This is a genomic window from Planctomycetota bacterium (genome assembly GCA_021414025.1).
In the GTDB taxonomy this organism is placed as follows: domain Bacteria; phylum Planctomycetota; class Phycisphaerae; order Phycisphaerales; family SM1A02; genus SYAC01.
The window spans coordinates 403333-419259 of sequence record JAIOPG010000002.1 but is presented as its reverse complement, the minus strand read 5'-3'; the positions used below and the strand labels follow the sequence as shown (position 1 = coordinate 419259).

General features: G+C 59.6%; 11 protein-coding genes and 1 pseudogene. 5 read left to right on the top strand and 7 right to left on the bottom strand.

Annotation, left to right across the window (positions count from 1 at the left end):
- Positions 1 to 147 precede the first annotated feature (147 nt).
- Complete coding sequence (locus K8R92_02515; protein ID MCE9618763.1) at positions 148 to 3708, bottom strand: PDZ domain-containing protein; 3561 nt, start codon at positions 3706 to 3708, stop codon at positions 148 to 150.
- A 20-nt stretch (positions 3709 to 3728) separates the two neighbouring features.
- Between K8R92_02515 and K8R92_02510 the strand changes: the two are divergent.
- Positions 3729 to 5055, top strand: a pseudogene (locus K8R92_02510) (cyclopropane-fatty-acyl-phospholipid synthase family protein).
- Positions 5042 to 6157, top strand: a complete 1116-nt coding sequence (locus tag K8R92_02505) for an NAD(P)/FAD-dependent oxidoreductase (protein MCE9618762.1) — start codon at positions 5042 to 5044, stop codon at positions 6155 to 6157. Before K8R92_02510 ends, K8R92_02505 begins: the two are co-directional and overlap by 14 nt.
- A gap of 2 nt (positions 6158 to 6159) precedes the next feature.
- On the opposite strand, the gene K8R92_02500 is transcribed toward K8R92_02505, so the two are convergent.
- The 5 genes from K8R92_02500 to K8R92_02480 all read right to left on the bottom strand — a co-directional run bounded on the left by K8R92_02500 (position 6160) and on the right by K8R92_02480 (position 8775).
- On the bottom strand, positions 6160 to 6696 hold the full coding sequence (locus K8R92_02500) for a hypothetical protein (GenBank protein MCE9618761.1): 537 nt from the start codon (positions 6694 to 6696) through the stop codon (positions 6160 to 6162).
- A gap of 2 nt (positions 6697 to 6698) precedes the next feature.
- Positions 6699 to 7253: a YdeI/OmpD-associated family protein gene (locus K8R92_02495; protein ID MCE9618760.1), complete on the bottom strand. Its 555-nt coding sequence runs from the start codon at positions 7251 to 7253 to the stop codon at positions 6699 to 6701.
- A 7-nt stretch (positions 7254 to 7260) separates the two neighbouring features.
- Complete coding sequence (locus tag K8R92_02490; GenBank protein MCE9618759.1) at positions 7261 to 7674, bottom strand: VOC family protein; 414 nt, start codon at positions 7672 to 7674, stop codon at positions 7261 to 7263.
- 58 nt (positions 7675 to 7732) lie between these two features.
- Positions 7733 to 8113, bottom strand: coding sequence for an ankyrin repeat domain-containing protein (locus K8R92_02485; protein ID MCE9618758.1), 381 nt, complete (start codon positions 8111 to 8113; stop codon positions 7733 to 7735).
- A gap of 122 nt (positions 8114 to 8235) precedes the next feature.
- Positions 8236 to 8775: a DUF1572 domain-containing protein gene (locus K8R92_02480; protein MCE9618757.1), complete on the bottom strand. Its 540-nt coding sequence runs from the start codon at positions 8773 to 8775 to the stop codon at positions 8236 to 8238.
- A gap of 181 nt (positions 8776 to 8956) precedes the next feature.
- On the opposite strand from K8R92_02480, the gene K8R92_02475 reads away from it, so the two are divergent.
- A complete protein-coding gene (locus K8R92_02475) occupies positions 8957 to 12001 on the top strand; it encodes a hypothetical protein (protein MCE9618756.1) in 3045 nt (1014 codons plus the stop codon).
- 204 nt (positions 12002 to 12205) lie between these two features.
- On the opposite strand, the gene K8R92_02470 is transcribed toward K8R92_02475, so the two are convergent.
- Complete coding sequence (locus tag K8R92_02470) at positions 12206 to 13891, bottom strand: NAD(P)/FAD-dependent oxidoreductase (protein MCE9618755.1); 1686 nt, start codon at positions 13889 to 13891, stop codon at positions 12206 to 12208.
- A gap of 127 nt (positions 13892 to 14018) precedes the next feature.
- Here K8R92_02470 and K8R92_02465 point away from each other — a divergent pair, with 127 nt between their 5' ends.
- Entirely contained in the window at positions 14019 to 14456 is a 438-nt protein-coding gene (locus K8R92_02465; protein ID MCE9618754.1) for a hypothetical protein, read from the top strand.
- Between the two features lie 67 nt (positions 14457 to 14523).
- Positions 14524 to 15915 carry a TolC family protein gene (locus K8R92_02460; protein ID MCE9618753.1) on the top strand — a complete coding sequence of 464 codons (1392 nt, stop codon included), beginning with the start codon at positions 14524 to 14526 and terminating at the stop codon, positions 15913 to 15915.
- Positions 15916 to 15927: the final 12 nt, after the last annotated feature.

The window sequence follows — 15927 nt, the reverse complement described above, 5'->3', positions numbered from 1 at the left end:
CCTCCGAGTTCCCAAGCGGAACAAATTTCGGATAATTTGGCGTTATTCTGACTTGGGGCAAGCGTACCACAGATCGACCCGCCGAAAGCCGCGGCGGACGATTGGCCTTTCAACCCGTGAACGATGTCGCTCGGCTCAATCGCCGCGCTATTTCTTCGCGTTGTCCGGCGTGCTCTTGTTGGGTCGCGCCGGCGGCGTGTTTGGCTTCACGGGGTTTTCCGCGATCTGTTTCAGCAGCAGGTCGACTGCGGCCTTGAGCTGCGCGTCCTCGCCGTTAAATGTGGCGTTGGGCATGTTGTCCACGATGATGTCGGGAGTGACGCCCTCGCCCTCGACCATCCAGCGGCCGTCGAGGCCGTAGACGGCGAACTCGCTGGCCGACGCGATGCCCTTGTCCACCAGCGTGTTGGAGGAGCTCAGCCAGATGCCGCCGCCCCAGGTGCGAGTGCCGATGACCTTGCCCAGACCGAGCCGGCGGAAACCTTCGGAGAAAGTCTCGCCGTCGCTGCTGGTGCGCTCGTTGCAGAGCGCCACCATCGGACCTCGGAACGCATATTGCATGTTCCACGAAGGCGGGTTGCCCACGCGCGGCGTCCAGAAGGCCCATGCCTTGCGCAGAAGTTTCGAAAGCACCCACGAGTCGATGTTGCCGCCGCGATTGTGGCGGACATCCATGATCAGGCCCTCGCGGTTGAAGATGGGATAGAAACCCTTCACCCAGTTGGTGTAGTCCCCCTGCCCCATCGCGCGCATGTGCACATAGCCGATCTTGCCGCCCGACCACTCGTCGACCAGCTTGCGGCGGCTGAGCTCCCAATCGGTGTAGCGCAGGTCGTTCTCGCTGCCTTGCGAAATCGGAATGGCGATGGCGTCGCGGCCGGCGTCAAAGCCGCTCTTGTCCGCGTTGGCCGGCTTGATGTGCAGCAGCACCTGCTTGCCCACCTTCTGCCGCAGCAGCACCGAGGCATCCGCCGCGGAAAGCGTGGGCACGCCGTCGATCGACTCGATGACATCGCCCACCTTGGCGGCCACCGCCGGCTTGGCCAGCGGCGAAATCCGCTCCGGATCGTCCGCCTCGCTCTGGTAGATGCGCGTGATGCGATAGCCGCCCGCGGCCTCGTCGCGCTGCAGCACGCCGCCCAGCGACGCCACCGCGATGTTGTCGGGCGGATCGCGCAGGTCGCCGCCATTGACGAAGTGGTGCAGCGTGGAGAGCTCGCCCACCATCTGCGACATGACGTTGTTGAGTTCCGCACGGCTGGTCACGCGGTCCACCAGCGGCAGGTACTTGTCCAGCATCGCGCGCCAATCCACGCCATGCATGTTGGGGTCGTAGTAGTAGTCGCGCATCAGGCGCCACGCCTCGATGAACATCTGGCGGAACTGCATGGCCGGGATCAGCGAGAGCGAGATGCCGGAGAGGCTGACCGCCTTCTTGTCCAGGTCGGTGACCGGCGCGGCCGCCGCGTCCACGATGTAGAAGGAATCCTTCTTGCGGATCAGCAGCTTCTTGCCATCCTGCGAGAGCTCGTACCCGGTGACGTCGCCGGTGACAGTCTTGGTCTCGATGGGATCGTTCTTGATCTCCAGCGCCTCCAGCGAGGCCTTGGGCTCGAAGTCGGTCGGGCGATTGGTGAAAAAGAGGGCCTTGTCGTTGGCGGTGAGCGACCCGTAGTTGTTGGCCTTGATCGGCACCTCGTAGAGGCGCTCCATCAGGCCGGCAAGCTCGATCTCGACCTTCTTGGGCTTCTCGTCCTTCTTGTCGTCCTTCTTCTCGTCGCCCTTTTTGTCATCGGGCTTCTTGTCGTCGGCCTTGGCATCGTCGCTCTTCTTCTCGTCGGTGTTGACCGCCGGCGCGTCGTCCTTCTTTTCGTCGACTTTCTTGTCGGCGTCCGTCGCCGGCTTGTCCTTGGCTTCCTTGGCCTTCTTCTCCTTCTCGGCTTTCTCAGCTTTTTCCTTGGCGGTCTGCAGCTCGTCCTTGGGCGCGAATGGGAATCTCTCGCCGGGCTTCAGAGCCAGCGCGTAAATTTTGGTGGTCTGATCCAGGAAGGGATCAGGCTGATTCGCGCCCCAGGGACTGTTCACCACGGTGCGCAGCGTGCGATCCGAGAGGAACCAGAGCCACTTGCCGTCGGCGCTCCACGCGGGCGAGTAGCTGGCGTAGCGATCGGTGGTGACCACCGTGACCTGCTTCGAATCGACGCTCCAGATCTTGATGATGGGGAAATTGTTGTCGGCCTGCGCACCGTAGGCGAGCCACTTGCTGTCGCCGCTCCAGGTGAAATCCGCAAAGTCGTCGATGTTGGAGGTGTCGATCTTGGTGTCCGTCTTGGCCTCGGTGTCGAAGATCCAGAGCTCCTGGTTCTTGTTGTGGTGCGCGATGAACTTGCCGTCGGGGGACGGGAAGGCGCCCCACTGCAGCACGGTGGCGTCCTTGGTGAGCTGCGTCGCGGCGCCCACGCCATTGGCGGGCATCGACCAGACTTCCACCTCGCCGCTCTTGTCGGAAAGGGCGATGAGTTGGTCGCTGTCCTTAATGAAGGTCGCGCCGCGGTGGCGCACCGTGTCGTCACGGTCCACGTCCACGGTGCGCCCCTGCTTGGCGGGCACCACGAAGATGCGGCCGCGGGCCGTGAAGGCGACCTTCTCGCCATCGGGGGAAAGCGATGAAGCCGTGATGTAATCGGCGGGCTTCTCCACCCAGCGCTCGCGCAATTGGTCCAGATCCGTCTCCAGCGTGATCGGCACCATCGCCGTCTTGTCGTTGGCCAGATCGAGCAGCCACAGATCCGCCCCGAGTTGGTAGGCAATCTTGCCGTCGCGCAGCGACATGTCCTGAATGTCCAGGCCCACGTGGTGCGTGTGCTGCTTCAGATCCTTGCCTTCCGGCGTCATCGACCAAACATTCATGTGATTGTCGCGGTCGGTCAGGAAATAGATGCGCCCCTTCCACCACATGGGCCGCTTGCTGGTGCCCGCGTAGTCGCCGGTCAGGTTCACGGCCTCGGCGCCCTTCTTGAAGCGCCAGACTTGCTGGATGGTGCCGCCCTTGTAGCGCTTGGTGAAGGAGCCGTTGAAGGGAATGCGCACGAAGGCGAGGGTGGAATCGTCGGCGTTGGCAACGGAGGGATCGAACGATCCATCGGAGGCCTGGGCCAGCGGCGCCAGCGTGCGCGCGCCGGTCTTCGGGTCAATAAGCGTTAACTGCTCGCAGGGCAGCGTGCTGAACTTGTCGGTGGTTGAAACGATGCGGCCATCCGCGGTCCAGCCCTGCACGCGCTGGCGCGAGGCGTCATAGGTGAGACGCTTGGGCAGGCCGCCATTGAGCGACATGGTGTAGACCTCGGCCGGACCCTCGTACTGACCGATGAAGGCGACGGTGTTTCCATCCGGTGAAATCGACGGCGCGAATTCATCGCCGGGATGGCTGGTGAGTCGCGTGGCCACGCCGCCGGTCGTCGGCACTTTCCACAAGTCGCCCTCCGACACGAAAACGATGAAGCCGGAACCCAGCGCCGGCATGCGGTAGTAGCCGGCGGGCTTGGAAGTCGGCACCGGCGGAACCGCGCCGACGGGCGGACCCGAATCGGCGCCGCGCACGGCGGCGTTGATGGCGAATGCGAGGCAGAAAGCGGGAAGAAACGGGGCCAGGGTTCGGATGGAGCGCATGCCGGAGTCTAACTCCGCCTGGCGGATTTCTGGAAGCATCGGCCTCCGCTTCGGTTTCCATGGCGTCCGGCACCTATCATGAAGGCCGTGAGCAACTTCCCGATGAGGGCAAGTGAACAGCGGCCGACGCTGGGCAATGTTGCGATTGCCGCGGCACGAGTGGTCGTCATGCGGGTCATGCGGGCCATCGGCAATCCGCCGGTGCGGATCGTGCTCTGGAATGGCCAGGAGATTTCAAGCTTTCGCGGGAACGCCGTGGCGCGGGTGATCATCCGCGACGCGGGCGCGCTGGCCAAACTGCTGCTCAACCCCGAGTTGAACTTCGGCATGCTCTATTCGGCTGGGCGCATCGAGGTGGAAGGCAACCTGCTGGAGTTCCTGGATGCGGCCTATCGCGCCTGGCCCCTTCAGAAGAAGGCGAGTCCGGGTCGCAGGCTGCTGACCTGGCTCAATCACGCGCGGCTTCATTCATTGGATAAGTCGCGCGACAACATCCAGCACCACTACGACATCGGCAACGACTTCTACAAACTCTGGCTGGATGAGCGCATGGTCTACACCTGCGCCTACTTCGAGAGTCCTGACGCCACGCTTGAGGAGGCTCAGTTCGCGAAGCTGGATCATGTTTGCCGGAAATTGCGCCTGCGGCCGGGCGAGAACGTGCTGGAAACCGGGTGCGGCTGGGGCGCACTGGCGCTGCACATGGCCAGGCACTACGGCGTGTCGGTGAAGGCCTACAACATTTCCAAGGAGCAGATTGCATTCGCCCGCGATCGCGCCCGCGCCGAGGGGCTCGAAGGGCGCGTCGAGTTCATCGAGGATGATTACCGCAACTCGCGCGGCGAATTCGACGCGTTCGTCAGCGTGGGCATGCTCGAGCACGTGGGCCCGTTGCACTACAAGGAACTCGGCGGGGTCATCGACCGCAGCCTGGGCGCCCATGGTCGCGGTCTGATCCACACCATCGGCGTGAATTTCCCCCGCACCATGGACGCCTGGACGGAGCGCTGCATTTTCCCCGGCGCCTGCCCGCCCAGCCTGGGACAGATGATGAAGATTTTCGAGCCCTTCGATTTCTCGGTGCTGGATGTCGAGAATCTGCGGCTGCACTACGCCAAGACGCTGGAGCACTGGCTGCAGCGCTTCGAGGCCCACGCCGACGACGTGGAGCGGATGTTTGACAAGGCCTTCGTGCGGGCGTGGCGCCTCTACCTCGCCGGCTCGCTCACCGCCTTCAAGACCGGCGGCATGCAGTTGTTCCAGGCGACCTTTGCCCGCGCGAGCAACAACCAGATTCCCTGGACCCGCGACCACCTTTATCAACCGCAGCAGACCCTTCGCGAAGTCAAGCCCGACGCGGTGAAGGACTCCATTGGAACGCTGTGACGTGCTCATCGTGGGTGGCGGGCCCGCGGGCTCGAGCTGCGCGTGGCAATTGCGCCGGCAAGGCATGGATGTGGTGGTGATGGACAAGGCGACCTTCCCGCGCGACAAGGTTTGCGCCGGATGGATCACACCCGCGGTGGCACAGGAATTGGAACTGGACCTCGCGGACTATGCAGCGAAGCATCTGCTGCAGCCGATCACGGCTTTCCGCACCGGCTTGATCGAAGGCCGTGAAGTGGAGACCAAGTACCTCTCCACGGTCAGCTATGGCATCCGCCGCTGCGAATTGGACGACTATCTGCTGAAGCGATCAGGCGCGCGTTTGCGGCAAGGCGAATCGCTCAAATCGATTCGGCGTGAGGGCGACAACTGGATCGTCAATGACTCCGTCTCCGCGCCGCTGGTCGTCGGCGCGGGCGGGCACTTCTGCCCGGTGGCACGCTTCATGGGTGCGAGCATCGGCAAGGACGAACCGGCGGTCGTGGCCAAGGAAATCGAGTTCGAAATGACGCCTGAGCAAACCCGCGATTGCAAGGCGAAGGCTGACACGCCCGAACTTTATTTTTGCCGCGACCTCAAGGGCTACGGCTGGTGTTTCCGCAAGGGCGCGTATCTCAACATCGGGCTGGGCCGCGAGGACAACCACCGGCTTCCCGAGCAGCTCGAGAGTTTTTGCAGGTTCCTCAAGCAGCGCGGCCGGATTCCGCAGGACATGCCCGACCACTTTCACGGACACGCTTATCTGCTGCATGGGCATTCGGTGCGCAAGCAGATCGATGATGGTCTGTTGCTGGTCGGCGACGCGGCCGGTCTGGCCTATCCGCAGAGCGGTGAGGGCATCCGCCCCGCGGTTGAGTCCGGCCTGATGGCGGCCGAAACGATCGTGGCCGCCAATGGCGACTACCGCCAAGAGAAGTTGCAGATGTACGCGGACAAGTTGCGCGAGCGATTCGGTAAGGGAGCCACCTCAAGCGGCGCCGGCCCGGCGTTCCTGCGAAACTCCATCGCCGGGTTCCTGCTGGGCACCAAGTGGTTCACGCGGCATGTGGTGCTGGACCGCTGGTTCCTGCACGCGAACCAGGCGGCGCTCCAACCCGCCTGAATTCACCAATTTCGTTTTTCGTAGGGCACATCCGCGTAGTCGGGCGAGATCTTGCTGCAGTAGGTGATCTCATTCTCGGGCGCACCGATCGACTTGAGCACTTTCACCTGGTGCTCGAGACATTTCTTCTCCGCTTCATGGCCGGTCCAGGCTTCCGATGGCACTTCGCCGGGATGAGCCTTGAGATAGTCGTGATAAAGCTTCGAATGAAAGGAATCGTGGGCGATGACGCTGGCGCACCAGGTCGGCGAGTAGAAGGCAGAGGCGTCGTTGATCTCGAAGACCGGCGGCGTGGCGTCGGCGCGCATGCCGCTGTGCTCGGACTGCTTGATGACGCCGATGTTGTCCGCGACGACCTTGTACGCGTCGGGGGACTTGCTCTTGAGCAGCGTCAGCGCGCCGGAAATCTGGCTCTTGAACTTGTCCGTGCCGATGACTTCGATCGCCGCGGCCAGCGCGGATTGCAGCGGAAGCCATGCCACCAGCAACAAGATGGCCAGCCATGTGCCGGACATTCGCACCATGCGAGTCGAACCCATGGCTAGAGCCTACGCCCCGCGGCGGATTCCGCGATGAGCTTTTTGATTCGCTTCGCACGAGTCTCCTCCTGCTTGGCGCTGACGATCCACCAACTGATCAACTTGCGGTAACTGGGCGACTGCGCTTCGTAGAACGCGAAGGCCCGCTTGTTCTTCTTGAGAAGGCCGGCATAGGGCTCGGGTATGACGGCCTTGTGCTGCTCGTAGGCGTAGACGGCGGATTTGTTATCGCGGCGCAGCTTGTAGGCGGCTAGGCCGGGTGGCCGCATCAGACCCTGCTTGATCAGCTCCTTCGCGATGCCGATGTTGATGGCGCTCCAGATGCTGGTGCGCTTGCGCGGAGTGAATCGAATGCTGTAGCTCACCGGGTCGACGTTGCGGCGAATGCCGTCGATCCAGCCGAAGCAGATCGCCTCACGCACGGACTCCTGCCAGGTGATGCTCGTTTTGCCGGAGGTCTTGGTGTAGAAACCGACCAGCAGCTCCGTCTCCGCGGCGTGATTCTTTGCCAGCCACTTGCGAAACTCGCCTGCGGTGCGGAAGAACCGGTGCTTCATCGCGCGATCAATCGCCTTCTTGCCAGAGGCCGATCACGTTGCCGGCGGGATCGCGGATCGTCGCGACGCGAAGATTGCCTTCGGGATAGGGCGCCTTCACGATCTCGCCACCGAGGGCAATGACGCTGTTCACCGCGTCATCGAGGCCGTCGACATAGATGTAGGGAAGCAGACCCGGCTCGCGGGCGGCCTTGCGGCTCTTGCGCCAGCGGCCGAGCATGTGCCCGGTCTGGTCGGAGAACTTCGGATGGTCGGTGTCGGCGTCCTCGATGTGCCAGCCGAAGACCTTCTCGTAGAACATCGCGGAGCGCCGCGCGTCGATGGCGGGGATCTCCAGGTAGGAAAGCCCGCCGTTGCGGGCGAGCTTCGGGTCGACGCTGATGGCGCCGCCCCGGGGTTCTTGTTGATTGTTCTTTGACATGCGAATGTTTTACCCGAAGACCGCGTCAATGCAAAATGATTTGGCGAGTCGCTGGTAGTTAGACGGCCTGAAGCTGGACGAACTCCAAAACGGCCTTGCTTCGCTCGCCCCCGGCCTTGGCGTGCTGGAGCAGGGAAATGCCGTGCGGGCCCTTTGATTTGGCGAGATTCGGATGCAGCTTGAGGATCAACTGCACATGCTCCAGCTCGCCGAGCATGGCAGCGACGAAGAGGTCGTAGCGGCCGCCCTGGCTGATCAGGTATTCGGCGATGTCCGGCCGGCCCATGTGACCGGCGCCGCCGATCGCCATTTCGAAGTCGCCGTTGCCCCAGTCCCAGGTTGCATTGAGCAGGGTCGGATGCTCGGCGAGCATGGCCTTGACCTTGTCCAGGTCGGAGTGGCCCGCTCCAACAAATTCCTTGACCAGGCTCGGCTCCAGCGCGGGCGGCTTTGGCTTTTTCGGGTCCTGAGTGAGTGCTGAGGAGGCAAGAAGCTTTCCGGGGATCAACAGAGCGGCGCCCAAGGTTCCGCCAAGGACGGCTCGTCTGGAAAGGTTTTCGTTCATGGCTTGTCTCCTTTACGCGGCATCGTGAGCACCTTCCACGAGCCAGGCTTGCCGCCGAGCTTCTCGTTCTCGGCGTGGATGCGGGCGATGAGAATGATCTGCCCCACGTGATAGGCCGCGTGCGCCAGCGAACGCTGAGCCGCCAGGATGACCGTGTGCGGCTCCCCGCGGACGGTGACGATGCGCGTGAGATCGGAGGGTTTCAGCGCGGCGAGCGTCGCGAAGAGAACCGCCCACCCCGCTTCCCAGTCGGCGAGCATCTCCGCGCGGGACTTGTAGGTGTCCACGAATTCGCCGTCGCGGTCGCGTCCGGGCTTCTCGCCGTCGGTGGTGAGGAAATCCGTCCAGCGCGAACGCAGGTTGCCCGCCATGTGCTTCATGATGATGGCGATGGAGTTGGTGTTGGGATCCAGCGGCGCGTGCAGCGCGGCGTCGGGCGCCTGGGCGGCGGCCTTCTCGGCGAGATCCTTGTACTTGCGGAAGGTCTCGGTGAGGGCGGAGAGGAAGGTGGTGTCGGAGTTGGGGGGTGGCATCATTCTGGCCTCAAATTTTCAGTTGAATTGTTCGATAGTTCAAAGCGGTGTCAGCGCTTCCTTTGCGATCGTAATCGAAGTCTTTGACAATTAATGCCTCAGGCCATATTAAATGACCTTCTCAGCTTTTCTGCCCAAGTGAACGGTAGCGCGGCAAACCAAGCAGGTGCTATTCTCTCAATACATGTTCGGGGACGACAAACTCCTTCCACTTTTCCTGCTACACGACGAGCCGATTTTTTCACATACCGAAAACTATTTTGAAGGAGACCCCTTCTCTAGAACGGTTGCACGTGCGGCATTGGGAACCAAAGGTCCATTCACCATTGGCGTATATGGCGAATGGGGGAGCGGGAAAACTTCTGTTCTACATGCGGCCCGCACCATGATAAATGCAGATTCCGCATGGTCGCATGTGGTGACGGTGGAGTTTAATGCTTGGCGATACGAGCGAGAAGAATTTCCAATAGTGCCCTTAGTGGCCACGATCGAGCGAGAGGTCGCGGCCAAATGCGTCTCACTCAAAGCGAGAGATGCCAGAAACCATGCGGAACAAATTGGTTGGTACGAGAAGGCTGGAATGCATTGCCGCGCCTTGCTCGCGGGTTTCCAATTCAAATTAAAGCCCGAAATAAAAATTCCATTTGTCGGGAGTATTGCTGCCGAAGCCACATGGTCCGCCAAAGACACGCTCGAACAATTCGCCAAACTTCAAAATGAATTAAGGACTCTCGATAATAAGCTTTGGTTCTCGCTCAGCGAATCGTGCCTTTCGCTCTCGACCTTTGATGCCCTCGATAAGGTCGGAAGCGCTGTCAGCAGCGCCGCGGGCGATACAAAGCACAACTGGCCACTTGTTGTCGTATTCATTGATGATCTTGATCGTTGCCAACCTGAAAAGGCTTTCGAACTTTTGGAAAATGTAAAATTGGTTCTCTGTCAAGCCGGATTCGTTTTTGTACTTGCGTTAAACCATATCGTCGTGGATGCGTATCTCTCACACTTGGCATTACAGCGCTATGGGAAAGACAATGCCCATGTCCACAAAAGTTATCTTGACAAGATTGTGCAACTGCCCCTCCACATGTCTCCCCGTGGCGAAAGGTTCGTAAATTTCGCAGAAGAACTTCTGGACAAACGCCTCGCAAAAGCGGTTGGCCATGAGATCCGCTTGGGGCTTAAGGATCTTGCCAAAGTTTTGGCGCTCTCGGCCAACCGCACTCCTCGCTCACTGGTGCGACGGATCAACACTGCCTTAATTGATATCGCCCTTCGGGACCCTACAAATCTCCCCAATTCACTTAAATCAGAATTACCTCCATACCAAATATTTTCGGGTTTATGCATTGTGCAACGAACGTTGGAAGCAACTATCGGAGTAGAACGCACCCGCGAACTCGCTGAGGACCAAGAACTTTGCGACCTGCTCAATCGTAAAAATATTTTTGAAGCGATCAAAGATGTCCATAATTTGCTTAACCCCCGCAAAATTAAGGATGATAGGAAATCACACCTTAAAGGCGACAGCAAAGCAATAAATATTCTTGTTCCCACGGAGTCGTCCGATCCGGGACGGGCTGAACGGTGGAACACCATTGTTCAAGCCATATATCGCGAGGCTTCCTTATACAAAGGCGACCGTGATTCGCAAGGCAACAATATTGCAAATAGCAGCATGCTTACAAGCAAAGAAGCGCAGCGATGGCTCTCCAAACACGAAGAGAGACAAGCGATCATGCGACTCACTGTACAACGCCCAGAATTAGAGCCATCGCAAAATAAGATCATCGAAATTGATTCAGATTCCCTACCGGCCACTCCTGATCATTCCATTAGTGGGGCCTCAAGCGAAATCATTTTTGGCAAACTTCCTCATAAAGAACGGGCGATTATTGAACTTAAAATTTTCCAACATCTCGAACTCCCTTCCGATTCCGTCTTGGATCAAAGGAAACTGTCTCAAGTAACTGAATTGGATTTTTCAGGAGACCATGTTACAGATGCAGGCGTGGCCTGGTTAGCAAAGGCTAGTACTAATCTAAAGTCACTTACCTCGTTGAACCTTAGTCACACTAAGGTGACTGATGTGGGAGTGAAAGAACTTACGGCCTCAGATACGGGCCTCAAGAACGTCACTTCACTAGACCTTAGCCACACAGAAGCTACTGATGTGGGCGTGAGGGACCTGGCTGACTCGGATTCAGGTCTCAAAATACTTACATCGCTTGACCTCGGCCACACGGAGGTGACTGATATAGGAGTGAAGGAAATCTGCCGTAAGGACACCGGCCTTTCGACCCTGACACGATTGGATCTCTCAAGTACCAACATAACTGATATTGGCGTAATGGAACTTTCTAAGACGGATACGGCTCTCAAGGCGCTTGATTGCCTCAATCTGTGTTTCACAGAAATGACAGATGCTGGAATGAAAGAACTCACGCGCGCGGATTCTGGCCTTAGATCTCTTAATACCTTGTTTCTCTTAGCCGGCAATGTCACTAATAAAGGGTGGACCGAGCTCTCTCGAGCGGACACAGGTCTCAAGTCTCTTACCACATTGCTTCTCTTCAATAGTCAAATCTCGGACGCGGGAATGAAAGAACTTACGCGCCCAGAAACCGGTCTTAAGAGTCTTACGAATCTTACTATTTACGAGTTAGGGACAAAGAAAGGGCTGTTGGAACTCGCTCGCACAGACACCGGACTTGCATCTCTCACTTCATTGACACTCTTTAATACGCCGATGAATGACGAGATTTTGAAGGAATTTACACGTGCAAATACTGGATTGAAGACTCTTACCACTCTGAATCTCTTCGACATAGATGTGACTGATGTGGGAGTTATGGAACTCGCCCGCGAAGATTCGGGACTTGAATCACTTGTATCGCTGTCACTCAGAATGACAAAAGTAACAGATATTGGAATTGGCGGACTCGCTCGACCAAACACCGGCCTCAATTCTCTTACATCTTTGGATTTGTGCTCATCAAAAGTGACTAATGCGGGAATTAGTGAACTCGCCCGTCCAAATACCGGAATTAAGAATCTCACATCGCTTGACCTCAGCATGACAGAAATAAGTGATGAGGGGATATATGAACTCGCACACAAAAGCACAGGCCTCAGATCTCTTAATCGGCTGTACCTCTCCCGAACGAAAGTAACAAAGGATGGAATTGAGATCGTCAAAAAACGCTGGCCAGGGATCAAAATATTCCAATAATTTCTGCCTACTTTGAGTAACTTCAAGCTTGTGCGACAATTCGAAATTCATTCATCAGAAAACATTTATACTTCCCTGGTAATTTGAATTTGGGCCGCGATTTTTAGACAAAGCCTTGATAAACCATATTTCCCTTTGGGCAAGATCCCATTTGCTTTCGATAGGTTGACTTCTTTATACAAATATTTTGGAGAAGCCCTCCGCTCACTTCGCCCTCACTCCCAATTCCTTCGCCACGCGCACCGCCGCATTGTGCCCCGCCGCGCCGATGACCGACCCCGCCGGATGGCACCCCGCGCTGCACGAATACAAGCCATCGACACCAGTGGCGTAGGGCATGCGCTGGTCGAAGCCGTAAGTATTGTCCACATGGTGAATGTGCCCGTAGCGAATGCCGATGTCCCTCTCGATGCGCTTGGGCGTCAGCACATAGGTGTCCAGCACTGAATCCGAAAAACCCGGGCAGAACTGCTCGGCGATGCTGAAAATGTGGTTGACATAGCGGTTCTCCTCAGCCTCCCAAGTCGATCCCTTGATCTCATAGGGCACCCACTGAATGAAGAACGCCGAATTGTGGTGGCCAGCCGCATCCTGCAGCGACGGGTCGACCTGCGTGTGGATGTACCACTCGATCGTGGGGAACTCCGCCAGCTCGCCGCGCATCACCTTCTCGAAGCCGGCCTTGATGTCCGCGATCGGGTGCTTGCCCTGCGGCAGCAGGTGCATGGTGCCGTTGTGCTGGCCGCGATCCTCCGGCAGGCACTTGAACTTGGGCAGGCCCTTGAGCGCCATATTGATCTTCATGGTGGTGCCGGTGCGGATGAAGTCATCCATGCGGGCGTTGAGCTTCTCCGGCAACGCGGCTCGCCCCACCATCTCGCGCAGCCGGAACGGGTCCGCGTTGACCAGCACCGCGCGGGCTGTGATCTCCCGCCCATCGACAAGGGTCACGCCAGTCGCCCTCTCCCCGGTCATGACAATCCTCGCCACCGGCGCGCTGGTCAGAATTGTGGCGCCATGTTTCTTGGCGACATCGGCGAAAGCATTGGCCACCGTGCCCATGCCGCCCTTGGCCACCATCCAGGTTCCATCGGCCTTGGGCAGTCGGCACATGTTGTGAACCAGGAAGTTCATGCCCGTGCCCGGCGTGCCGAACGAGCCGCTCAAGCCGCTGAATCCGTCGGTCACCGCATACATGGCCAACAGCAGTTCGCTCTGAAAGCCGAATCGATGCAGGTAATCCTCCACCGTGCCGGTGACCAGCTTCACGAACACCTCGCGCAGCTCCGGACGGATGTAGATGTCCGCAGTCGCCTCCACCGACACCGGCTCTTCAAGCCAGCTTGGCGCCAGGTCGTCGCGCAGCTTTCCAACTTCCTCGGCCAGCGCCTGATTGGCTTGCCAATCTCGCAGCGAGAACATGCTCAGGAATTGCTGCTTCATGGCGGCCTGGTCGGAGCCGAAGAGCAGGTAGCGGCCATCAAGCGTGGGCAGGAAGTAGTGCGGGTCGCGTCGCAGCACCGGAATGTTGGCGCCGGTGCGTGCAATGATTTCCGGCTGCATCACCCCCAGCAAGTACGACGCGGTTGATGTGCCCAGCTTCGGCACGCGTGCAAATGGATACTCGGTCTTGGTGGCGCCGCCGATCATGGCCCGCTCTTCCACCACGGTCACCTTCAAGCCTTGCTTGGCAAGCATGGCCGCCGCGACAAGTCCGTTGTGCCCCGCTCCAACAATCACGACATCAACTTGAGAGGGCGTGGCGGCTGGCGTTGCAGTTGGGGTGGTCGCGGATCGGGTCACGCGGCAAGAGTAAGTGCGAGCGGGCAGACTGTCGAAAGGCCGCCCATGTGGCCCAACGCCGCTCCATTCAGCCCCTCCACACCACATAGACGGAACAGATATCACACGCCAACCAGATGGAAATTGAACTCCATCAAGATTTACGCTAATTTGGCCGAACCACACTGAGGCTGTCACGCAGCACACCCACCGCCGAATCATCAAACCCCACCCGATGCACGACTCCCCCCTGCGACTCCTGACACTCTGGCTCTGCCTGGTCTCGTTCCTATTGAACGGCACCACGCTTTGCTCGGGTTTGGTGATCTGCGATGACGGCAAGGGCAACACGCACATTGAATGGGGCTGCGAGCGAAGCAACGACGGTGACTGCCGCAAAGTCTGCACCAACGAATCCGAATGCACGGAGGGCGAGAGCGACCATGCCCCTGCTCCCTGCTCGGACACCCCGGTCAATCCGGATGTCACTATCGCCCGCGCTTTGACGCACGGGCCTCAGGATTTCTCGCTGGTGGCAACACCTGTTGAGTTTGCGATTCCGGTTGCGATTCAGGAACCGAGTGCTTGCAACAAGCACCTGAGTTCCCTGCCGGTCCCGGTGCGTCCGCCCGACGCGCTGGCGCAATTGCGCTGTGTCATTTTGGTTGTGTAAGCACGAAGAACCCGCCCCTTTTCGGCGTCGCGTTTTTCGCATTTTCCACAACTGACAGGACACACTCATGACAATTTTTGCGCGTTTCTTCGTGCGCGGCCGGGCTCCCGCCTTGGGAGTAACCATCGCCGCGCTTCTTGCAGCCGGATGCCAGTCCAATGCTCCGCAACCCACCGCCGAGGAGTCCATCGCCCTTGCCATCGGCACCAAGGACGCCGTGGTCTTTCGCGATGAGGGCGGACCGCTTGATGAACCCTCTCACACAGGCGCACTTTCCGCAAGCGACGCCCTGCGCCTCGCGGTGACCACCGATCCGTCGCTGCAGGCAGCTCTGGCCCGTGTGCGCGTCGCCATGGCCGACGCGGACCAGGCCCGTCTGCTGCCCAATCCCGTGCTCACCATCGCCTACATGTGGGGACCGGGCCTTCCCCAGGTGCAGGTCTCGCTCATGGAGGAGCTGATCCAGTGCCTGCAGATTCCCCGCAAGGCCAGCGCTGCCGACAATCGACTTGCCAGGGCCGCCGCCGACGCGGTGACCGTGGCGCTGGATGTCGTGGTCGAATTGCAATCGCGCTACGCGGCTGTGCAGGCGGGCGATCAATTGATCCCGCTGCTGGAGGACCGACTTTCGCTGCTGAACAAGCTGGCTCAAGTCGCCAGAAACCGGCTCGATGCCGGCGAGGGCGTTCGCTCCGACGTCACGACGCTCTCGGCCCAGCGCGTTGCGTTGGAAGTTGAAATCGCGGATGCGCGGTTGAAGCGGCGCGAGGATCGCCTGCGTCTGGCGCGCCTCATCGGCGAGCCTTCAAGCGCGGGTGAATGGAAATTGGATTCCTGGTCGGCGCCGGCGCTCGAGGCGCACGCGGAGTCGCAATGGGTGAATGCGGCACTGCTTCACCGGCCTGAGGTGCAGGCCGTGACATGGCAACTTGCGGCCCTCGGGGACGAGTACGCACTGGCCAACCTGGCGCCGTGGGAAAGCCTGAGCGTGGGAGCCCAGACCCAGCGCGACGATCAATCCTTCTTCACGGGCCCCGCTCTTTCAACGCCCATTCCCATTTTCGACACGGGTTCTGCCAAGCGGGCCCGCGCCGAGGCGGAGCAAATGGAGGCCCGCCACAACCTCACGCTGGCCAGGCGCAAAGTGGTCGAGGAAGTGCGCGTTGCCTACCAGGCTCTAGCCGGAAATCTCGCCAATCTTCGCCGCGTGCAGATGGAGCTTGTCCCGCTGCAGCAGCAGCGGCGGCAGGAAGCCGAGGACGCCTATCAAGCAGGTCAGACCGACGTGACCACCGTATTTCTCGCCGAGCAGGATCTGGAGACTTCGCTGGCCAAGTCCGTCGACATCGAGCTGCAGGCCATTCTCTCTTTGATGCGCCTGCAGCGCGCCGTTGGCGGACCGGGTGTCACCCCCGTTGTCGCCCCCGTTGAAACCGCAAACGCCGGAGCCAATTCATGAACGCAATTCCAC